Annotated in this window: 19 protein-coding genes and 1 pseudogene; 13 read left to right on the top strand and 7 right to left on the bottom strand. The window is 43.4% G+C overall.

The features are described from left to right. Positions 1–132 precede the first annotated feature (132 nt). Positions 133–1,050, top strand: a pseudogene (locus tag AC2VDX_RS06675) (cation:proton antiporter); the annotation flags it as partial. A 38-nt stretch (positions 1,051–1,088) separates the two neighbouring features. On the opposite strand, the gene AC2VDX_RS06680 reads toward AC2VDX_RS06675, so the two are convergent. Next, positions 1,089–1,502: a phage integrase N-terminal SAM-like domain-containing protein gene (locus AC2VDX_RS06680; RefSeq protein WP_378177288.1), complete on the bottom strand. Its 414-nt coding sequence runs from the start codon at positions 1,500–1,502 to the stop codon at positions 1,089–1,091. Positions 1,503–1,680: 178 nt separating this feature from the next. Here AC2VDX_RS06680 and AC2VDX_RS06685 point away from each other — a divergent pair, with 178 nt between their 5' ends. The 7 genes from AC2VDX_RS06685 (at position 1,681) to AC2VDX_RS06715 (ending at position 8,210) form a co-directional block, all read left to right on the top strand. Next, positions 1,681–2,340 carry a class I SAM-dependent methyltransferase gene (locus tag AC2VDX_RS06685; protein WP_378177285.1) on the top strand — a complete coding sequence of 220 codons (660 nt, stop codon included), beginning with the start codon at positions 1,681–1,683 and terminating at the stop codon, positions 2,338–2,340. 34 nt (positions 2,341–2,374) lie between these two features. Further along, positions 2,375–3,448: a thymidylate synthase gene (locus tag AC2VDX_RS06690; protein ID WP_378177282.1), complete on the top strand. Its 1,074-nt coding sequence runs from the start codon at positions 2,375–2,377 to the stop codon at positions 3,446–3,448. Between the two features lie 16 nt (positions 3,449–3,464). Further along, the gene (locus AC2VDX_RS06695; RefSeq protein WP_378177279.1) at positions 3,465–4,115 is read left to right on the top strand and encodes a methyltransferase domain-containing protein; all 651 of its coding nucleotides are present in this window, start codon (positions 3,465–3,467) and stop codon (positions 4,113–4,115) included. A gap of 13 nt (positions 4,116–4,128) precedes the next feature. Continuing rightward, positions 4,129–5,223, top strand: coding sequence for a hypothetical protein (locus AC2VDX_RS06700; protein WP_378177276.1), 1,095 nt, complete (start codon positions 4,129–4,131; stop codon positions 5,221–5,223). A gap of 10 nt (positions 5,224–5,233) precedes the next feature. After that, the gene (locus tag AC2VDX_RS06705; RefSeq protein WP_378177273.1) at positions 5,234–6,484 is read left to right on the top strand and encodes a TauD/TfdA family dioxygenase; all 1,251 of its coding nucleotides are present in this window, start codon (positions 5,234–5,236) and stop codon (positions 6,482–6,484) included. 231 nt (positions 6,485–6,715) lie between these two features. Beyond that, positions 6,716–7,018: a hypothetical protein gene (locus tag AC2VDX_RS06710; RefSeq protein ID WP_378177270.1), complete on the top strand. Its 303-nt coding sequence runs from the start codon at positions 6,716–6,718 to the stop codon at positions 7,016–7,018. Positions 7,019–7,508: 490 nt separating this feature from the next. Beyond that, complete coding sequence (locus AC2VDX_RS06715) at positions 7,509–8,210, top strand: zinc-dependent metalloprotease family protein (protein ID WP_486928125.1); 702 nt, start codon at positions 7,509–7,511, stop codon at positions 8,208–8,210. Positions 8,211–8,293: 83 nt separating this feature from the next. Here the strand turns inward: AC2VDX_RS06715 and AC2VDX_RS06720 are convergent, their stop codons facing one another. Beyond that, positions 8,294–10,168, bottom strand: coding sequence for a PAS domain-containing sensor histidine kinase (locus AC2VDX_RS06720; RefSeq protein WP_378177264.1), 1,875 nt, complete (start codon positions 10,166–10,168; stop codon positions 8,294–8,296). Positions 10,169–10,549: 381 nt separating this feature from the next. Here AC2VDX_RS06720 and AC2VDX_RS06725 point away from each other — a divergent pair, with 381 nt between their 5' ends. The 3 genes from AC2VDX_RS06725 to AC2VDX_RS06735 all read left to right on the top strand — a co-directional run bounded on the left by AC2VDX_RS06725 (position 10,550) and on the right by AC2VDX_RS06735 (position 13,614). After that, a complete protein-coding gene (locus AC2VDX_RS06725) occupies positions 10,550–11,308 on the top strand; it encodes a prolipoprotein diacylglyceryl transferase (RefSeq protein ID WP_378177262.1) in 759 nt (252 codons plus the stop codon). 128 nt (positions 11,309–11,436) lie between these two features. Next, positions 11,437–12,861, top strand: a complete 1,425-nt coding sequence (locus AC2VDX_RS06730; RefSeq protein ID WP_378177259.1) for a radical SAM protein — start codon at positions 11,437–11,439, stop codon at positions 12,859–12,861. Positions 12,862–13,323: 462 nt separating this feature from the next. Then, positions 13,324–13,614 carry a hypothetical protein gene (locus tag AC2VDX_RS06735; RefSeq protein WP_378177256.1) on the top strand — a complete coding sequence of 97 codons (291 nt, stop codon included), beginning with the start codon at positions 13,324–13,326 and terminating at the stop codon, positions 13,612–13,614. A 27-nt stretch (positions 13,615–13,641) separates the two neighbouring features. On the opposite strand, the gene AC2VDX_RS06740 is transcribed toward AC2VDX_RS06735, so the two are convergent. Both AC2VDX_RS06740 and AC2VDX_RS06745 read right to left on the bottom strand, forming a co-directional pair. After that, positions 13,642–13,968, bottom strand: coding sequence for a hypothetical protein (locus AC2VDX_RS06740; protein WP_378177253.1), 327 nt, complete (start codon positions 13,966–13,968; stop codon positions 13,642–13,644). 184 nt (positions 13,969–14,152) lie between these two features. Continuing rightward, positions 14,153–15,160 carry a phosphoribulokinase gene (locus AC2VDX_RS06745; RefSeq protein WP_378177250.1) on the bottom strand — a complete coding sequence of 336 codons (1,008 nt, stop codon included), beginning with the start codon at positions 15,158–15,160 and terminating at the stop codon, positions 14,153–14,155. Positions 15,161–15,710: 550 nt separating this feature from the next. Between AC2VDX_RS06745 and cpcD/petH the strand changes: the two genes are divergently transcribed. After that, entirely contained in the window at positions 15,711–16,991 is a 1,281-nt protein-coding gene (gene cpcD/petH / locus AC2VDX_RS06750; RefSeq protein ID WP_378177247.1) for a bifunctional rod-capping linker CpcD/ferredoxin--NADP reductase PetH, read from the top strand. Between the two features lie 544 nt (positions 16,992–17,535). Beyond that, complete coding sequence (gene ftsH2 / locus AC2VDX_RS06755) at positions 17,536–19,422, top strand: ATP-dependent zinc metalloprotease FtsH2 (protein ID WP_378177244.1); 1,887 nt, start codon at positions 17,536–17,538, stop codon at positions 19,420–19,422. Between the two features lie 124 nt (positions 19,423–19,546). On the opposite strand, the gene AC2VDX_RS06760 is transcribed toward ftsH2, so the two are convergent. From AC2VDX_RS06760 to AC2VDX_RS06770, 3 genes are all read right to left on the bottom strand, one after another. Then, positions 19,547–19,801 carry a hypothetical protein gene (locus AC2VDX_RS06760; protein ID WP_378177241.1) on the bottom strand — a complete coding sequence of 85 codons (255 nt, stop codon included), beginning with the start codon at positions 19,799–19,801 and terminating at the stop codon, positions 19,547–19,549. An 80-nt stretch (positions 19,802–19,881) separates the two neighbouring features. After that, positions 19,882–21,270: a photosystem II reaction center protein CP43 gene (gene psbC, locus AC2VDX_RS06765; protein WP_378177238.1), complete on the bottom strand. Its 1,389-nt coding sequence runs from the start codon at positions 21,268–21,270 to the stop codon at positions 19,882–19,884. A gap of 116 nt (positions 21,271–21,386) precedes the next feature. Beyond that, positions 21,387–21,628, bottom strand: a 242-nt coding sequence (locus tag AC2VDX_RS06770) for a photosynthetic reaction center family protein (protein ID WP_378176732.1), incomplete at its 5' end; no start/stop codon positions are given.

The following is a 21,628-nucleotide window of genomic DNA, read 5'->3' on the forward strand; positions in this document are numbered from 1 at the left end:
TTCTGACCATTTTTATTAATATGAGTTGACTGACATTCAGGGCATTGCATAATATTGCATCTTAATGAGTGTTTTTTTTGGCGCTCGCACGCTCGCTCGCTTTATCATACCCTAATTCAGCAACGCCAATTCTCTTACCTGACTCAGCGGTTTGATTTACCCTTGGTGGAACAGTCGTTAACGCTCGTTTCGGCGTATGGGACGTACCTGATTACGGAAGATTTGGGTGGATCGGGCGTGATTGGAGTCGTCACTACAGGCTTAATTCTGGGCAACTTTGGCTCTCGCATTGGCATGAATCCCCGGACGCGGGTGATCGTCAGCGAATTTTGGGAGTTCCTATCGTTTTTTGTGAATTCGATCGTGTTCTTGCTGATTGGCGACCAGATCCGATTTGCCATTTTGGGTGAGAATTTAGGCACGATCGCGCTCACTATTGGTGCCATGATTCTGACACGAGCGATCGCTATCTATGGCTTGAGTTTTGTCAGCGATCGCGTTGCTCGATCCGATATTTCCATCCCCGATCAAACGATTTTATGGTGGGGCGGCTTGCGGGGGTCAGTGTCAATCGCGCTGGCGTTGAGTATTCCCATCATGCTGCCAGAACGAGAAAAAGTGATTGCGACCGTGTTTGGCGTGGTTTTGTTCACCCTCCTGGTACAAGGTTTAACCATTCAACCGTTGTTAAAGAAGTTGAACCTGTTAGGCAACCAACCCATTCGTCAGCGCTATGCCGAGGCGATCGCGCGTCAGACGGCACTTCAACGGGTTTTGCAATATTTGGAGACGATTGAAACCCGTCCAGGTATTAATCCAGAGTTTTACCGTTATCAAACTGCTTTGGTGCAAGGCGAATTGACCTGTTTGCAAACCGAAATTGATCGGCTTTTAGATGAACATCCCGATCTGCAAAATTTTGTTGTGGATCAGGTGCGATCGGAACTGCAAGCGATCGAGGCAGAAACCTACGCTGAATTCGTTCGAGCAGGACAGCTTAACCAGGAACTTTCACCATTTCTGCAACAAACAACAGAAAGTAAAGATTGATAGGCGCTTCGAGAAGAATGGTAATACGTCATACCAATTTAAACGGCGTTTAGGGCAGATAGAGCACTCAGGATAAAGGGATAACCTGTGACGGAAGCAATCACTTCCGGTGTTAACTTAGCCAAGAGTTGAGCTACTTTGGCTTGCAGTTGAGTCAACGTCTTAAACGAAGACCACTTGAGATCTGCCTTGAGATGTTCCCACAACCGCTCAACTGGCTCACGCGGATGCCGCTTTTCCTGGAAGAGGCTAAAGCGCCTCACCCATTGCACGTAGGTTTCTTCCGTCCGGTAGGCATAATGCTTGAGCCTGATCACTTCACGCAGTTGATCTAAGAGCTTTTTGGGGCGACATTCCATCACCATGCAGTCACAACAAAGTATGTGTCTGATGACACCCGTAGTGCTAACCGTACACATCTGAAGATATGCGGAAATTTTCCTCAGATCCATCTCGATCGGCGTATTATGAAGAAGCTTTCCTCAGATCCACCTGATTTGGGAGGATCGCAAGAAAAAATCTACCTATCCACCTAATTTGGGATGGATCTGAGGAAAAATTCCGTCTAATAACAAGTTAGACAGACTAAGTTGCGTAAGCCTCAAGCCTAATAGTTAATTTCTGACTTTTATGGATAACGTAGAGAAACTTAAAATGTACGAAATGACAGCAAAATCCTATGATCTAATTGCATTAGAGTATAGAAGCAGTAATTCTCTTAATTCTACTTTCGTCAAGACTGAAATTGACACATTACTTCTTCAAAAAATCAAGCCTAATGCCCAAATTCTAGATATAGGTTGCGGTACTGGAATTTATACTAGACATATAGCAGATCTGGGCTATGAGGTAGTTGGAGTAGATTCTTCAGGGATTTCAATTCAAAATGCAAAATTGCTATCTCCTCACAACAATGCAACATACAAAAAAATAAATTTTTTGCACTATCCTGAGGAATGCGTTTATGACGGAATCCTGATAAATTCTATGTTTCACCATATTCAAAAAGCAGATGCTTTCCCTTTCTTGTTAAAATGCAATTCACTTTTAGATAAAAATGGAAAAATTTTATTCATAGTGAGATGTTACCCAAAAAGTTCTGAGAGTTTAGTTTGTGAATGCAAATATGGGAAGAAAACGGAAAGGATATATTCTAAATATCTTGAAGAAGAACTATATCAGTTGATTAGTGAATGTGGCTTTCATGTTGTTTCTAAAGACATTTATTCACATCTTGAACATTTTGAAGAGCCTTATCACCATATCGTTTTAACTAAAGCTAACCACTAGTTGTGACCTTATAAAGTTTGGATTACCTATATATATGGAAACAAATTCGGAAATATTTCCCTGGTTTATAGAATCTGATTCAGCCAATGGTTTAATCCGTAATCTAATTCATAGCGTCTGTGAACGGGGCGAAGATCTAATCTCCCCTTCTATTTCTCCCAATTCTGGCACAAGGACTCGTGAAGTTTTAAATGTGCAAGCAACTCTTTCAAATCCCCGTGCGCGACTGTTTACTTCCCATATTAAAGAAGATTTATTTAATCCTGGACTAGCAGTTGCTAAGTTTTTTTATTTACTTTCTGGTTCCAATCGTATAGAAGATATTGCCTTTTATACTAAGGGTGCTCAGAAATACACAGACGATGGAATCATCATGCCTGGAGCACATGGGTATCGTATCTTCTATCCAGTAGTTGGGATAAATCAGTTTGACGCTTGTGCAGAATTACTTCGAGAATGGGAAAATACAAAGCGTGCTGCCATTACTCTTTATCAGCCAGAAGACTGTGGTCGGAAAACGAAAGATATACCATGCATTATGAGCATTGTTTTTTCGGCAAGGAAAGGCAAACTGCATACAACAGTTTATATGAGAGCTAATGAAGTTTATCAAATTCTTCCTTATGACTTGTTTGAGTTTACTATGTTTGCTGAATTTATGGCAGTTTGCACTGACTTTGAACTTGGCTACTACCATCATATCAGTACGTCAATGCATATACGTGGTGAAGAAGCTATTAAAGAAGCGCCTACACTGCTTAATGAAAAAATCACTTCAAAAAATATGGCTCCTATGCCTATCGAAACAAAAAAACTTCGTCTTTCCTTGATTCAACAAGAAAATCAAATTAGAAAAAAGGTCGCATTCACTGGCGCAGATAAGATGTACAGCTTAATCCAAGAAATTACTGCACAAAATCATAGCTATTGGGCAGATCTATTAGTTGCACTATCAATTCAAGGTTTTTTCTGTACTCATACTTTAACTGAAATGAAGGATTTCATTTCTAGCTTGGAGCTTCCCACAAATTTTTTAGTAAGTTGTGAATTAAAAGACTTTTCCCAGAAACGTCTAGCTAGACTATCAGAAGCTTTAAATAAAATATAGAAAGGGAGAGACAGTTATGCAAGTATACCAAAAGAGTCTGTGGAAAGAAACTTTTACATCATTTAGCAAATTTGGAGAAATCATCAAAGGTGAATGTTTCGACAGAAATTTAAATGTCCTAATCGTAGGATGTTCAGACGGGAAGTATGTATTTCCGTTTCTTGAGCAAGGGCATCAAGTTACTGCTATTGATAATGATCCCGTATCTTTATATGGCGGAGAGATGAAATTCAAAACGGATATTATTAAGATTGATGGTTTAGTGAAGAACTTAATATTAGAAGGATATGCTGAATCTGCTTGTACCGTTATTCAATGTGACCTCATGGATTTTGAATACACTAATCAATATGATGTTGTTCTTACTAGTTGTTCTTGGCACTACAGCAAAAACTTCAAGTATCCAATTAAACAGATTATAAACAAAATCAAAAACTTTGTTTGTCGTGATGGATTGTTTTTCGCTGATTATATGATGCCCATCAAGGAAAAACATTTTGTACTTGAACATTATATACCTCCAAATAAACTTCGTAATTTCTTTGGTCAACAATGGAAAATAATCCTTGATTTGGATTTAGGGGTTATTGAAGAAGAACCTCATATTGGAAAGGAAGAGTGGCATACTCATCATTATGGAGCTTTTGCGAGTAAAAAAATTTTTTAGGTGTAGAACAAAAATGGATGAAAGCAAGAATAATTTTGAAACAGACTATCAAGAATACTATGCTCTATCTCGCTTAGATAGAAAAGGTTTGGCTACGATGATACAACAGCAGAGAAGATTAGAGTTAAGAAACAAAATTTCTAATCTGTTGATAGCAGAAGACCCAAGAACCAAAAATCTAGTAACTAAAGCTACTTCAAGTAGAAAGTTTTGGGGTAAAACTTATGCTGAAATATCATCTGAGACAACTGACGGTAATGCTTTTGGAAAAAATGAAAGAAGGGAGTCATCTTTAGTAGAAACAATTGCTAACACCGCTCTTCTCAAGGATATAGCATCTGAAGTAATAGAAATGATTAAGCCTTATGCTGATGTCATTATTTTATTTGGTAGCTACGCATATTCATTGAATTTCAATATTAAAAATATATCAGATTTGGATTTCCAATTATTAATAGAAAATCCTAATTTTGGTATTACTAATCTACCTTTTTTTTCTGATTTTAAAGAAGAATTGAGGACTACTTTAGAATGTTTTTATTCATCTGATGCTGATAATTTTGGTATGAAAACCTTTTATAGGGGTAAACAGTTAAGCTTTCATTTTGCCAAGCCAAATTTATTGACAAAAGTATGTCAGGCAAACTTTTTAACTCCATATCAAACAGTTGTCAAGGAATTTCGGATTAAGCCGAGAAGAGATGGGTTTCAATATGATAGTCGCTATACTTTTGATGGCACTGAATATAGTTGGAATTGTTGTTATGAAGAAACCACTAGAGGTTTATATACCTCATTACCTCTTTTTGAAATTGATGAGGTAGGAAGATATGTAAATGGATTTTTTATTGATAGATTTATTGTTTGTTCTCCTGTTGCTGGAGATTTAAACTATGCTTTTAAAAATACGGAAAATTTAAAAATGAATTTAGTTAAACGATTAGTATATGAGGAGTCTCAAGGTATAGTTCAATTGGGGTCTGCAAACTTATATAAGATACTAGCTCGACATCGATATTTTTCTGATTCTTTTAAGAAAAAAATCTTAAATGACGAGTTAATTAATCGTCAAATGCTCAATAGCATAAATTCAGTCAAGTGTTCGTGAGTGGACAAACATGAAAAACAACAAAGAATATTTTAATCCAGTAGACTTGTTAATTAGAATAAGCAGCTTTTCAACTTTATCCCAAATAGATATCTTGGGAGTATTTGATAAGTTGAATCACTTTGGCTGCGTAATTTTAGAACTTAGTTCTTATAAAAATTTGGATGATCTACTTTATTTGCAGAATCTATTCGGCTCAATAGCTTATCACCCTCATTCAGAAACTAATGGTATAGTTCATGTTACACCAAATCCCAATCAACCTGAATATATAAACACTACTAACTTAGAAATAACACCTCATTCTGACGGTGCTTTTGAATTAGAACCACCTAGATTTGTTGCACTACATTGCGAAACACCTGCTGAGAAAGGTGGTTTTTCTACATTAGTTAGCAGTCAGAAAGTTTATGACTACTTGGCTCAAGAGAGTTATGAAGGATTACTTACGTTGTTTGATGACGATGCTTTTAGTATAAGACGTGATAATAAACAGCTAACCAGACCTGTATTTCAATGCAGAAACAAAAAGATACATATGTCTTTCAGACGCGATCAAAGTGTCAATATATTTGTTAAGCATCAGGCACAAAGGGCTTTTGATCTGACAAATGAATTTTTGATAAATCCTAAAAACTGGGTGATCTTCACACTAGAACCAGATCAAATACTAATATTAGATAATTCAAGAATTCTTCATGGAAGAACAGCTTTTACTGGAGACAGAAAATTAAATCGTCTCTGGTTTAATGGAAATTCAAATTACAAAGAACAATACAGTCTAGGTTTTTTACCTTGTACGCAAGTAGGTAAAGATATTTTTGAAATTGTTAAAACTAAACATTATAATCTCTTGGAAAAAGAAGCCATCTTAAAAGATTACCGATACTGGTCTTGGATGTTAAGATATTGTCATGGTGATTATTTAGGAGCCTGCATTTTTAAACTAAAGCGCGAAAACATCGGCTCTGTAGCAACTTTATTAGATGAGGAGTTGATGGAGCTGAGAAATATTATTTCTCAGTATGAGTCTATTACTTATCGATTGTTTCAGCCCGATAGATTTAACTACTTTCAATTGGGTAATGAGTATCATCAGTTACACATACATGCCGTTCCTAGATATAAAGAGAAAAGAAATTTCTGCGAAGCAGATTTCATTGATAAAAGATGGGGGGCATATCCATTTCCAATTGAAAATGAAATTTCTCTAGACTTAATTAAAAAGATAAGATCCCTGTACAAAAGTTTAATATTCTAGAACACTATCTTTACTTTAGCTTAATAGCATGATTCCTGCTTTATGATGTTTCATTACTCAATCGGCTGTCTAACACTACGTTGGAGCCGATCTTACTCAGGTAATCTATAAAAAGCCCAAAATTGTCTATGGCGGCTCAACTAAACCGTTATGCGGCTTAGTCTGTTGGTGAGGGCGTATTGTAAGGTTATCTGTTGATGCTTGGTACTTCATATTTTGGTTAGGTGAACAGTGAGTGTTGACGATATTGTTAAGCTATTCGATGCGATTACAAAATTGCTCAACGTCCTCATCTGTCCGGGAGTCCTTTTGTTCATCCTGATCCGGTTTGGTCGGGATTTACGTGAGTTCTTCTCAAGCTTGGGGGAGCTATCGCTTAAAGGGGCTGGATTTGAGGCTTCCTTAAAGAGAAAAAAAGCTGAAGTTGCTGCTGCGCTGTCCGCTGCTGCTGTTACTGCACTACCTCAAATTCTGGGATGTCCCGATTCCTCTATGATTCATTGCATCATTCAGCAATGCCCAATAAAATATTAGAGTCCAGGCTTTATTTGCAGTTTGTTTGCTACTAGAAATTCATTATGGCTGTTTGCAAATGAGAACCTCTACAGTTCTAGTAGCAGGAAATTATTTGGCATAAACATGGCGGTTTTTTCACCCTAAGTATTTTTACTCTTTACAATGCTTGTTAACAATGACTACGATAGATTGCATGGCATGGTCTGCGTTCCAGCCTGTAATACGTTGAGAGGAAAAGCCGGATAGTCATAAAAACTTTTAGTAATGACTCAACGGAAATAGGCAAAGTCGCGCGTAAATTCCCGTAGCCAACCGGATTAACACAATAAAAATTAGCGGCTTCATTAAGTGTTACTTACTCTACGGTAAACCACGCCCAACCTTCACCACTCGCGATGCAAAAAATTGCTAATTGCTGTTCAACTATTTTCCACATAGTCTGAATTAATCAGCGACTAACTGTAGCTGATTGAATTCTATTGCTATAGGAATTCCTTGTTATAAATCAATGTGTTTGTACGATCGCCTGGATTTTACCAGACCTACTCGTAAGCTTAAAGTCCCTATTTGGGAACGCATAAACCTGACTAGACCCCCCAAACCCCGCTGTCAGGGATGTCGTTCGCGCATCCAATCTCATTGGGAGTTTTGCCCTTCTTGTGGACGAACTATTGTAGAAAAGAATAGCGCTCGTCGTTGCATTTGGGTAGATATTTCTGGGATGGATGTTACTGAGGAAAATAGAGAAGCGATCGCTACTATTCTCATCGATGCCTTTTCTAAACTATATGGTGCATTTAGAAGCGTCAAAGTATTTTTGACATCGGATCTGCCCGATACCCAAGAGTGGGGAGAGGAGTTTACTCACGTTTATGTATTCGCTGACAACCAGCCAGTTGACTATCTGGGAGTGGCTACTTTTCAATTAGGAATGGTTACAGATCGTGCTATTGTCCGCATTGACCAGATATTTAATGCCTCTTACAATGCCAGTCTTAATGTTAATCAATTGTCTAATTTAATTGCCAATACAATCGCCCATGAAATCGGGCATACATTAGGACTCGATCACTCTGGACTACAAACGGATGTTATGTATGATGGACTCGATCATACAATCCATAGTTTAATGCCTCCATCATTTCACGCTTCGCAAATCAACTCGATGAATAATGCCATCTCTAGGCAAGCCGCCAAAAGAAGTTATTAGCATATAGCAGAGTAATAGCTGTCACAGTTGAAATTCTGCGGGATTAAGTGCAAGTTTTATCATTTCTAATTTTTAATTGTTTCTTAGGCGCACCGAGACAGAACGGGTTCGGAACGAGACTGGCGAGTCGGAATTTCAATTAAAAACTCTGCCCCCTTTCCCGGTTCGGAATCACAAGTCAATTGACCACGGTGCTTTTCGACTACAATCTGGTAGCTAATGGACAAGCCGAGTCCCGTACCTGAGCCTATCGGTTTCGTGGTAAAGAAGGGGTCAAATAACTTACGGCGGACTTCCTCGTTCATCCCAGGGCCATTGTCAGTAATCCGGATGGCGATGCGATCGGAGTCTTTGACCTCGGTACAAATCCGAATCCAAGACCGGGGAACCTGGGAGCCAGAGAGCCAGGGAGATAGCATCTCCTGTGCCCCTTGGCTTCTGGGTCCCTCTGCCTCCTCCAGGGCATCAATCGCATTATTGAGGATATTCATTAATACCTGGTTGAACTGACCGGCATAGCACTCCACCAATGGTAGGTCGCCATATTCTTTAACGACCTCGATCGCTGGATGGGTAGCGGTAGCTTTTAAGCGGTCTTGCAGCAATCTCAGAGTGTTGTCAATGCCTTCGTGAATATTGACCGACTTCTTTTCTGCTTGGTCATGGCGCGAGAAGTTCCGCAGAGAGGCAACAATTTGCCGAATGCGGTCAGCCCCTAACTTCATTGAGGACAGCAGTTTCGGCATATCTGCGATCACGAAATCGAGGTCGATTTCTTCAATCAGATCCTGAATTTCATCAGCGGGTTCGGGATAGTGTTTGCCATAAAATTGCAACAAGTCAATCAATCTTTGGATATAGTGAATGGCGTAGTCGAGATTGCCGTAGATGAAACTAACGGGATTGTTGATTTCGTGAGCAATACCGGCAACCAACTGTCCCAGGCTGGACATTTTTGCGCTCTGAATCAGCTGGGTTTGGGTTTGTTTTAATTCGCTTAAGGCTTGTTTTAGCTTTGCTGCTTTTTCTCGCAATTGCGCTTCTGATTGTCGCAAGGCTTCCTCCGCCTGTTCGCGTTCGGCAACTTCCGTCTTTAGAAGCTCATTGGCGGCTATTAGCTCAGCGGTGCGTTCTTCGACTCGTCTTTCTAAGTCGTCATTTGCTTGTTGCAGTGCTGCTTGCGATCGCTTGCGTTCGGTGATATCCCGCGTCACTGTGGCAAAACCGCGCAGCCGTCCATCTTCGCCTCGTAAAGCTGTCACGACAATATTTGCCCAAAACTGCGACCCGTCCTGGCGCAAGCGTAAAGTTTCCCATTCACACCGACCTTCTAATGCTGCCTTTTTTAGGATTTGCTCTGGCTTGCCGCTCTTGCTCTGTCTGTGAGGAAAAAAGCAGGAGAAATGCTGACCGATAATTTCCTCTGCCTGATACCCATTCAGCCTTTCTGCCCCTTTGTTCCAACTAACAACTTGCCCGCTGGTATCGAGCATATAAATTGCATAGTCTTTGACATTCTTGATTAACAAGCGGAAACGCTCTTCGCTTTGCCGCAGTTCCTCTTCTGCCTGTTTGCGCTCGGTAATGTCACGGGCAGCGGCGTAAATCAATTGCTCTTCTGGGCACAGGGCGGCATTCCACAACAGCCATTTGTAGGTGCCGTCTTTGCAGCGGAAGCGGTTTTCAAAAGTAACCGTCTCCCCGGTGCTGGACAGTTCCTGCAATTGAGTGAGGGTAGATTCACGGTCTTTGGGATGAATAAATGCAATCCACGGCTTGGCTAGAAATTCCTCAGATGTGAATAAGAGCGTTTTTTCGCACATCGGGTTCAGTCGCTTGAAATAGCCGTCGAAACCAGCGATGAAAAACATATCCAGCGAGAGCGTGAAGAAACGATTGTTCTCGGCTTCCACTCCGCTGCTCTCGGTAATTGGGGATTCTGCCACTTGGATTGCCATTTTTCACTTCACCTACCTAGTTCGCTCAAATCATCTCCTTTATGCTTTCCCTGATGTTGACGGAGACTCTAGTCCTGATTTATTCTTAAATCTGGCGATGCATATTTACACATCATATAGTTTTTTATTTATTACTTGACAGTTATTAACATTTTTTATGGGGAAGATTTAGATTTTGCTTGTAAAATAGCTGCTATATATCGGTGGCGAGAAATTCTTAATCATTTAGCAGAGAATAGCAAACCCCTTTGAGGAGTTACAGGAGATATCGCTTCCACAAGGCTGGGTGGGTATGCTATCGGCAGGCAACCTCTGGCTAGCTCCAGGCAGGGTATATTTGCAGGCATGGGGAGGTACTATCCGCTTGCGGAGATATAAATAATGAGTTTCCCGGTTTATTTGTGGCTGGGTTCGGTGCGGATTCACCCTCATATTTTGTTTGAGTCGTTGGCGTATGCGATCGCTTTCCGTTTATTAATCAAAAATGTTCGCAAAGACGCGATCGCACCCACGCAGCGCAGTTCTATAATTGTCGGTGGCTTGGTAGGGGCGCTAGTCGGTGCGAAAGCGCTGGTTTTGCTACAGCACATTGATTTAATTGGGAATAATTGGCAACTATTCTTTTTGGTTCTCTTTCAAGGAAAAACGGTAGTAGGGGCGTTACTCGGTGGATTGATTGGTGTGGAAATTACCAAAAAAATGATTGGTGTCAATCGATCAACCGGCGATGTTTTTGTTTATCCCTTGATTGTGGGAACGGCGGTGGGACGAATTGGCTGTTTTTTGACGGGATTAAGCGATCGCACTTACGGCATCGCCACTAATTTACCTTGGGGAGTTGATTTTGGCGATGGCATTCCCCGGCATCCCACTCAATTATATGAAATTATCTTTTTACTTAGTTTAATGATATTTTTACAAATTCGCAGCCGCTACTATCGGCAAGAAGGCGAATTATTTAAGTTTTACATGGTTTCTTATTTAAGTTTTCGCTTTGTTATTGATTTCATTAAGCCAGATTTTCACCCCATCTTAGGACTAAGTGCTATTCAAATTGCTTGCCTACTAGGGATTTTGTATTACTACCGCAGTATTCCTCAAATGTTTAGCTTTTCTCAATTTGCTAGACGGAGGGTTTGAGGGTGGGTATTAAAGACCTGTTTTTTAACGCAAAGGTACGCAGAGGTTCACGCAAAGGTATGCAAAGGAATTGTGGTTCGCGTTACTTTGCGTTAAAAAGTAACAAGATTTGAGGGATTAAATATATCATGCCAACACGACAATATCTTTTCTATGCTTTAACTAATAGCGTTTGCTCTAAGTGTCTCGTCAAAGTTGAAGCAAAAATCATTTTTAAAGATGATTGTGTTTACCTGGTAAAGCACTGTGCTACCCACGGACATCAAGAAGTCTTAATTGCTGATGATATCGATTATTACAAACTATCCCAGGAATTTATTAAACCAGGGGATATGCCGCTTAAATTCAATACTCCCATAAAGTATGGCTGCCCCTATGACTGCGGACTTTGCCCGGATCACGAACAGCACAGCTGTTTAACTTTAGTAGAAGTAACAGATCGCTGCAATCTTTCCTGCCCAATTTGCTACGCAGATTCAGGCACAGAAGAAGTTTCTCAACATTCTAGTCAATATCGTCGTCATCGCAGTTTAGAACAAATTGAAAGCATGATTGATGCGGTGGTGGCGAATGAAGGGGAACCCCAGATCGTGCAACTTAGTGGCGGTGAACCAACAATTCATCCAGAGTTTTTTAAAATTTTGGATATTGCTAAAAGTAAGCCCATTCGGCATCTAATGATTAATACGAATGGTGTCAGAATTGCCAAAGACCGAAATTTTTGCGATCGCTTAAGTCAATATATGCCCGGAATTGAAGTCTATCTCCAATTTGATAGCTTTGAGGCGGCAGCGTTAGAGGAGTTACGTGGGGCAGATTTGCGAGAGGTTCGGGAACAAGCGATCGCCAACCTCAACGAGTTTAACATCTCTACTACGCTGGTTGTTACTCTGAAAAAAGGGCTAAACGACGGCGAAATCGGCAAAATTATCGCATACGCTTTGCAACAGCGATGCGTGCGGGGTGTCACTTTTCAGCCGATTCAGGCAGCAGGGCGTCTGGAGGGATTCGAGCATGAACGCGATCGCTACACTCTCACAGAAGTCCGTCGTTCTATTTTACAGCAGAGTCCCTATTTCAAACCAGAAGATATTCTCCCAGTTCCTTGTCATCCCGATTGTTTAGCAATGGCTTATGCGCTGAAAATAAAGGGAAAAGTCATACCGTTGACGGGTCTTTTTGACCCTACTACTTTTGTACAAATAATGCCCAATTCTGTTCTCTATGAACAGAATGATGAGCTAAAGCGTAAAATTTTTGATTTATTTTTCACTAGCCATTCACCCACATCTTCTGCAACATCTTTAAAACAGTTGCTTTGTTGTTTGCCGCTACTACCTGTTCCTGAAGGAATTACCTACGAAAATATATTTCGGGTGATGATTGTACAGTTTCTTGACCCCTTTAACTTCGATGTCCGTTCTGTGAAGCGTTCCTGCATTCACATTGTGCATCCCGATGGTAGGATTATTCCATTTGATACGTTTAATATGTTTTACCGCGAGGGAAGTGCTGGATATCACTTGGTTAATAATCGTCCCGCATTGGTTTAATTTACCTAAAACAATTAGTAACAACAAATATTAATTAGATTCAACTGGAGTTTTATGGAACGCAGAAATGAATTTCTTGGAATAGTTTCAGGAATACTGTTGTTATTGGGTATGCATCTTCTCGCAGGTCTAGCAGTATTTCTAGTAAGTTTTCCTATCGCTGCTTTGCTAGGAGGAGGATACGCTATTTTAATGGTTTGGGCGTTTGCTTCTATTACTATATTCTTATGGCAACTTTTATATGTGATTCCGCTTATTTTTTGGCTAAGACGGCGACAGCGACGGGCAATGGTGAAAGGGGTGATTATTTGTGCAGTTCTTACCGCTTTATTAAATGGGTGCTGCTATTTGCTGTACTTTAGCCCTCGGTAAAACGCTAGATTTTAGAACCCAACAATCTAGCAGCAACAATTTTATTTTTATAGCAACAAGATTATGCGGTCAAGAAATGAAATATCCGAAATGATTAGCGGTATATTCCTATTATTAGGAATACATATTTTAGTTTTTGCTGTCTTGGGATTTTTATCATCTATAATAGCCAATTTATTTGCTATTTATACGGTTGTTCAAATTTTGGCAATATCAATTTTTTATATTGGATTATCTCAATTTCTATATGTAATTCCAATTATTTTTTGGCTAATACGGCAACAAAGATGGGGATTGATGAAAGGAGTGATTATTGGTGCAGTTCTCACTGCTTTACTCAACGGTGGTTGCTGGCTCTTAATCACTTCGGCAAGTAGGTAACTGTTACAATTCACCAACCCAGTGGCACTATAATGAGTGGCTGTTATTGGCGGCTTTTTTCGTCTTCTTTTCAATTTTGAAAGAAATGGGGCGAGGCGGTTGAGGCGTCAGGTTCGACGGAGACTGGCTAGAAACAGAACGCATGGCTGGCGGCGTCTGCTGTTTAATTGCCGCTGTTTCGTCTTCCTCAGTTCGCTCCCAAGGCAACCCAGCTCGTTTGTCGTAGTTGGATGCGATCGCTAAAAATGCACCTCCCAGAATATACACCGGCAACGGCAGCGTGAACTGTTTCAGCCACTGATAAATTTCTGCAAAGCCAAACAGCAGCAAAAAACTGGCAACCCACACTCTCATATTTCCACCCAACCCAATCCCAAAATTTATATCTCTAATTTAAACCTAGATCCCTAAAATAAAATGCGAGAGCCTTTTGTCAGTCTCCCGCGTACGCAATTAAGTTAGATAGCCTCTTGCCTAGAAGGCTTTGAACCCAATAGTAGGGACTCACGAGCGTGCGTCCCTACTATTGGGGGTCAGTTTAGACTTTCGCTGCCAAGGGCTGGCTCTTTCCCGCCGTTAACCGCTCGTAGGCTGCCCGCATCTTCAGACCGACCAGCACTTGGAACAACCCAGTTCCGTTATTGGAGCCTGGATATTCCCGGTGCTTGAGCAAGAGTTCGGTCAGTTCCCCGTGGTACTTAGTCGCAGTCTTGCTGAGGTGGCTTTCGATGTAGATGACTTCCTCTAGCTTGTCGAACTGACCATCTACTTCCAGAACGGACACTTCGTGACCATAGTAAGCATCTGGCCCATAGTACATCTTGATGCCAGGATAGCCGCAGGTGAGCTTGCGACCGCAGGGTCTCCAATCAATCGTAGACCCTTCATCAAATAGATACGCTGGCTCAAAGCCTTCCACATTATCGCGCTGAAGCAAGCGCACCCGCAGGATTTTACCTATCTTGTCTTCCTTGACTAATTGAGTCGGCAACACCTGGATCACAACGTCGGCGTGTTCCTTCTGCGGCTCGATGTAGGCAGTAAAATCTGGGCGGCGAGCATTGATGGCAGCGAGTACGTCTTCGTAACGGTGCCCGCGTTCAGCCATATCCCGCTGAATCTTCCAGGCAATCTTAACGTCATCGCTGATATCGAGATAAACGCTGAAGTCGAGGAGCGATCGCACCCGCTCATCATACAAAGGATGAAGCCCCTCAATCACAATAATGTGGTTAGGATCGACTCGCTCTGGTGGATCGATCTCGCCGGTTTCGTGGTTGTAAATTGGCTTTTCAATGGACTTACCGCTCTTAAGCGCTTTGATCTGCTCGGACATCAGATCGAAGTTATTCGCCTTGGGGTTCAGCGCCGTAATTCCAGTTTCTTTGCGCTGTTTCCGATCTAGGCTGTGGTAATCGTCCAGGCAAATCACCGTGACGAAATCTTCCCCAAACAAATCTGTTAATCGGCGCAAAAATGTAGATTTACCGCATCCGGAGTCTCCGGCAACACCAATTAGAACCACGCGATCCAGCTGACTGGTCATAGCTTCCCTCTAACGCAAAAAAAATTTTCTCATTGAGTTTTAAGCAATCTAAATCCTCAGCCCGGAGGGCACTCCGTTGGTTACTCTTGCGGTGGCGACACAGCACGAAAGCATAACCAATAGGAGCTTACAGCAACCTAGAGTAAGGCCCGTTGGGGAAGACTCAAGCTTCGTCCAGTAAGTATTTAATACTAGATGTTACACAGTATCTTACCAGAACGGGATAGACGCTACAAGCTAACCCCAGTGGAATCATCTCGCTCAGTATTTATGCTACGGTAGCCCGTGCATTTTTAGAAAGGAAAAATTAAATTGACTCAATGGAGACATTATTTAAGTCAATTGCTGGCTACCCTAAAAAAAGCTAACGTAGGGTTTCTAGGGTAGCCATTCGGCGAGGAAGAATATCCCTAACATTAGCGACGTTAACTATCCAGGTTCGGTCATTGCCCTCTTTTACCCGCCCTCAGTCAGCAGAGCTATATGTGGTGGAAAGACCGCTTTGTAGCAGAATGTTAACAGAAGGTGGGTTCGGAGATATTTAAGAGCAATGTACAATTCCACAGCAGCCAACGGTACTGCCAATACAGAATCTGGTAGCCGCGTCTTTGTTTATGAAGTGGTGGGTCTGCGTCAGAACGAAGCAACTGACAATGTAAGCTACCCCATTCGTCGTAGTGGCAGCGTGTTTATCACAGTGCCCTACAATCGCATGAATCAAGAAATGCAACGGCTTGCTCGTTTGGGCGGCAAAATTGTCAGCATCCACCCTCTGGGTGCTGAAAACGGAGCGAATGGCTCTAAGGGCAGCTCCCCTGCTGTAGCAAGCCTTGCGTCCAGTGAAAAAGCGAATGCTCCTGCCACTTCACAAACCGTCGCACAGGACACTCAAGCACCAAAAGAGAGTAAGCCTATGACTCAAGCGAAGGAAAAAACGGAAAAAGATATTCCCGTTAATATCTACCGCCCGAATAATCCCTTTATTGGTAAGTGTCTGAGTAATGAAGAGTTAGTTGGTGAGGGTGGGATCGGCACCGTTCGTCACCTGCTCTTTGACATCTCCCAAGGGGATCTCCGCTATTTAGAAGGTCAAAGTATTGGCATCATCCCGCCGGGAAATGACAACAAGGGCAAACCCCACAAACTTAGACTGTACTCGATTGCATCGACTCGTCATGGCGACAAGGTTGATGACAAGACTGTATCGCTGTGTGTCCGGCAGCTGGAGTACAAGCATCCAGAAACGGGCGAAATGGTCTATGGTGTTTGCTCCACCCATCTGTGCAATCTCCAGTCTGGGGACGATGTGAACATTACCGGGCCAACTGGTAAAGAAATGTTGTTACCAGAAGATCCGAATGTCAACGTCATCATGTTGGCAACCGGAACGGGTATTGCGCCATTCCGCGCTTACCTGTGGCGGATGTTCAAGGGAAATGAAAGAGCAGTTAACACCGACTACGAATTCAACGGCTTTGCTTGGCTCATTTTCGGAATTCCAACCACCCCCAACATCCTGTACAAGGAAGAACTGGAAGAACTGCAACAGCAGTACTCTGACAACTTCCGCCTCACCTATGCCATCAGCCGGGAACAGAAAAACCCCGAAGGCGGCAGAATGTACATTCAGGATCGAGTGGCTGAACACGCCGACGAACTCTGGAAAATGATTCAGCAAGACAATACCCACACCTATATCTGCGGCTTGAAGGGTATGGAAGGGGGGATTGATGAAGCACTCTCTGTCGCTGCTGGCAAGGATGGGGTGAATTGGAGCGAGTACCAAAGAACTATCAAGAAGGCTGGTCGCTGGCACGTAGAAACCTACTAGGTTGGTACTGGCTGGGAGTCCAACTAGCCGTCTATACTTGACTCTAAAAAAACCCGGTTTCTTTAAGAAACTGGGTTTCTCCGCTTGATGGCGATCGCTTCGAGTCAACTGGCGCGTCTGTCTTACCAGAATTGAAGCTGGGAAGCAGGCGTCAATCCTTTGGAGGAAGGATATTTTCTTGATTCATTGCCAGATATTCAGGCGTAGGTTAGTACAGGTGAATATCTGGCAATGATTATTTTTTAATTGACAAAAAGCATAAAAAGATATAAGTGAGGCAGTCAGTTGATCCAATGATGAGAATTAAGTTAAATTTAATTAAGTTCACGTTTAAGGTGCCAATGTTCGCCATATAGGGATAAGCCTAAATGTCCTGGTGGCAGCAAATCCAGCTCTTCGCTGGGATTTCCTGCCTAAAGCTTTGATGAATAGGTAACAAAAGGAATGTTTCAGTTCCTTCAATCAGCTCTCATCCCTTGTTTGTCATAACGCTTTATCTGCGCTGAATCTGCTTGTATTAGCCGTATCTAGAGACAACCGATTTATGAAATTTTCCTGGAGAATATTAGTACTTTGGACATTACCCGCCTTAGTCATTGGGTTTTTCCTGTGGCAAGGGGCATTTGCTGCTGCTCCCAGCGACATGGGTAAAAACACTGCTAGTACCCGCATGACCTATGGGCGCTTTTTGGAATACCTAGATGCCCAAAGAGTTACCAGTGTTGACCTCTATGATGGGGGTCGGACAGCGATTGTCGAAGCCGTCGATCCGGATCTGGATAACCGCATCCAACGGCTGCGGGTAGATTTGCCAACAACTGCCCCAGAATTGATTGCTAAGCTTAGAAACGCGAATATCAGCTTTGATACCCATCCCGCTCGCAACGATGGAGCTATCTGGGGATTTCTGGGTAATTTAATTTTTCCGATTTTGTTGATTGCTGGGCTGTTCTTCCTGTTCCGTCGCTCTAGCAACATTCCTGGGGGTCCGGGGCAAGCCATGAACTTCGGAAAATCAAAAGCCAGATTTCAGATGGAAGCCAAAACCGGCGTCAAATTTGACGACGTAGCAGGCATCGAAGAAGCCAAAGAAGAACTCGAAGAAGTCGTCACCTTCCTCAAACTCCCAGAGAAATTCACCGCCGTGGGTGCAAAAATTCCCAAAGGCGTGCTGTTAGTCGGTCCTCCCGGAACTGGGAAAACATTACTCGCCAAAGCGATCGCTGGGGAAGCCGGAGTTCCTTTCTTCAGCATCTCCGGCTCGGAATTTGTGGAAATGTTTGTCGGCGTCGGTGCATCCCGTGTCCGCGACTTATTCAAAAAAGCCAAAGAAAACGCCCCTTGCTTAATCTTCATCGATGAAATTGACGCCGTCGGACGGCAACGCGGTGCAGGGATTGGCGGCGGGAACGACGAACGGGAACAAACCCTCAACCAATTGCTGACAGAAATGGACGGGTTTGAAGGCAATACTGGGATTATTATCATTGCCGCTACTAACCGTCCCGATGTTCTGGATTCGGCGCTGTTGCGTCCGGGACGCTTTGACCGACAGGTGATGGTGGATGCACCGGATCTCAAAGGGCGTCTGGCAGTTCTGGAAGTTCACGGACGGAATAAGAAAATCGCTCCCGAAGTTTCCTTAGAAGCGATCGCTCGTCGGACTCCAGGCTTTACGGGTGCGGACTTAGCGAACCTGCTCAACGAAGCCGCCATCTTGACCGCCCGTCGTCGCAAAGACGCCATCACGATGATGGAAATCAACGACGCCGTTGACCGGGTGGTAGCTGGTATGGAAGGCACGCCGCTGGTGGATAGCAAGAGCAAGCGGCTGATTGCCTACCACGAAGTGGGGCACGCGATCGTCGGTACCCTAGTGACCGACCACGACCCGGTACAAAAAGTCACCCTCGTGCCACGGGGTCAAGCGCGTGGCTTAACCTGGTTCACTCCCAATGAAGATCAAGGCTTAATCTCCAGATCCCAGCTATTGGCACGCATTACGGGCGCTTTAGGCGGACGTGCGGCTGAGGAAGTCATCTTTGGCGATTCCGAGATTACTACGGGTGCTGGCGGAGACTTGCAACAGGTGACAGGGTTGGCACGGCAGATGGTCACGCGGTTTGGAATGTCTACCCTCGGTCCGCTGTCGCTAGAAAGCCAGAGTGGTGAAGTGTTCTTGGGACGCGATTGGACGAGCCGTAGCGAGTATTCTGAGGAAATTGCTTCCCAGATTGATGTCCAAGTGCGGTCAATTGTAGCTAAATGCTACAAAGATGCCTGCAAGATCATGCGCGAAAACCGCGAAGTCATCGATCGACTCGTAGACTTGTTGATTGAGAAGGAAACCATTGACGGTGAAGAGTTCCGCCAAATTGTTGCTGAGTACACGGATGTACCTGAAAAAGAGCAATTTGTGCCGACTTTGTAAATAGTTTTGAGTTTTGAGTTTTGAATTAATTCATAACTCTTCAGGATATGGGGATGAGGTGACTCATCCCCGTTTTTTTGTTTGTGCTGCCAGGGATGGTGAATGCGATCGCTATATCTTTCCATTAAAAATTTTGCGACTTAGTAGCACCCGCTTGTTTGAGTAATTCAATCACCTCAGCGTGTTGTCCACCTTTGTGATGCCCTTCTATAATGCCCAACTCAGCATATTCAAGAGGATTACAGAAACCTTCCGCATTCACATCTGCACCCGCTTCTACCAAGGCGCGAACAATATCAAGGTCTCCAATATTGCACGGCGGTGGCATTGATGCCGATAGCGTAGCCCTGATTTGAGGCAACGTCCACCGTGATTTCACCAACAACAAAAAGGCTCCTGTTTTCCAACAGGAGCCTTTTCATTTATCAGTTATAAGTCTCTAATTCAAAACTCAAAACTTTAGTCAAGTGGGGTCATTGACATCACTGGCTCGGTTTCGCGGTCAATACCTTTCTCGAAACCAGCAGCAGCAGCGCGGGCACGACCGGCGTGCCACAAGTGACCAACTAGGAAGAAGAAGCCCATGACAAAGTGGAAACAGGACAACCAAGAACGGGGAGACACGTAGTTAAACGAGTTGATCTCCGTTGCAACGCCACCCACAGAGTTTAGAGAACCCAGAGGAGCATGGGTCATATACTCAGCAGCGCGACGCGCTTGCCAGGGTTGAATGTCATTCTTGATCTTGTTCAGGTCAAGACCGTTGGGACCGCGCAGCGGCTCCAACCAGGGGCCACGGAAATCCCAGAAGCGCATTGTTTCACCACCGAAGATGATTTCGCCGCTAGGAGAGCGCATCAGATATTTACCTAAGCCCGTTGGACCTTGTGCAGAACCGACGTTAGCACCTAAGCGTTGGTCGCGGATCAGGAAGGTCATCGCTTGAGCTTGAGAAGCTTCAGGGCCAGTAGGGCCGTAGAATTCGCTGGGATAGACAGTGTTGTTAAACCAGACGAAGCAAGAGGCAATGAAAGCCATCAAGGACACAGCGCCGATGCTGTAGGAGAGATAAGCTTCTCCAGACCAGATTAAGGCACGACGTGCCCAAGCAAAAGGCTTGGTGAGAATGTGGAAAATGCCACCAGCAATGCAAATCAGGCCAACCCAGATGTGACCGCCGACTACATCTTCCAGGTTATCAACACTAACAATCCAGCCCTCGCCACCGAAGGGAGACTTCAGCAGGTAGCCGAAGATCGCTGCTGGGTTGAGCGTGGGACTGGTAATGACGCGAACATCACCACCACCGGGTGCCCAAGTGTCATATAAGCCACCAAAGAACATTGCCTTAATCACCAGCAAGAACGCACCTATTCCCAATAGGATCAGGTGAATCCCGATAATGGTGGTCATTTTGTTCTTATCTTTCCAGTCGTAGCCAAAGAAGGCGGAGTAACCTTCCAGAGTTTCCGGACCGCGAATCGCGTGGTAAATTCCACCTAAACCCAGAACGGCAGAGGAAATCAGGTGCAAAACACCAACCACAAAGAAGGGGAAAGTGTCGATCACTTCACCACCTGGACCCACACCCCAGCCTTGAGAGGCTAGGTGAGGCAGCAGGATTAATCCCTGTTCGTACATTGGCTTTTCGGGCACAAAATGAGCGACTTCAAACAAAGTCATCGCTCCAGCCCAGAAGACAATCAGACCAGCGTGGGCAACGTGAGCGCCCAGCAGCTTACCAGACAGGTTGATCAGACGGGCGTTACCCGCCCACCAGGCGAATCCGGAGGACTCTTGGTCGCGTCCGGCACCTGATACGAAACCACTATTAAATGACGTTTGCACGGGGTAAAACCTCTATTGTCATTAACCAAACAAGGTATCGACTTTAGATTTTAGATTTTAGATTTTAAATTTTAGATTAATAATTATCCAAAATCTAAAATCCAAAATCCAAAATTCTATAGTGCGTTACCGCGAGGCAGAACCTCTTCAGGGAAGATAAAGTTCTCGTGGGGCTGATCCTGAGGAGCCATCCAAGCCCGGATGCCCTCATTGAGCAGAATATTCTTGGTATAGAACGTTTCAAACTCAGGATCTTCTGCCGCCCGCAGTTCCTGGGAAACAAAGTCGTAAGCCCGCAGATTCAAGGCTAAACCAACAATCCCAATCGAACTCATCCACAATCCGGTGACGGGGACAA

Source organism: Coleofasciculus sp. H7-1, assembly GCF_057473865.1.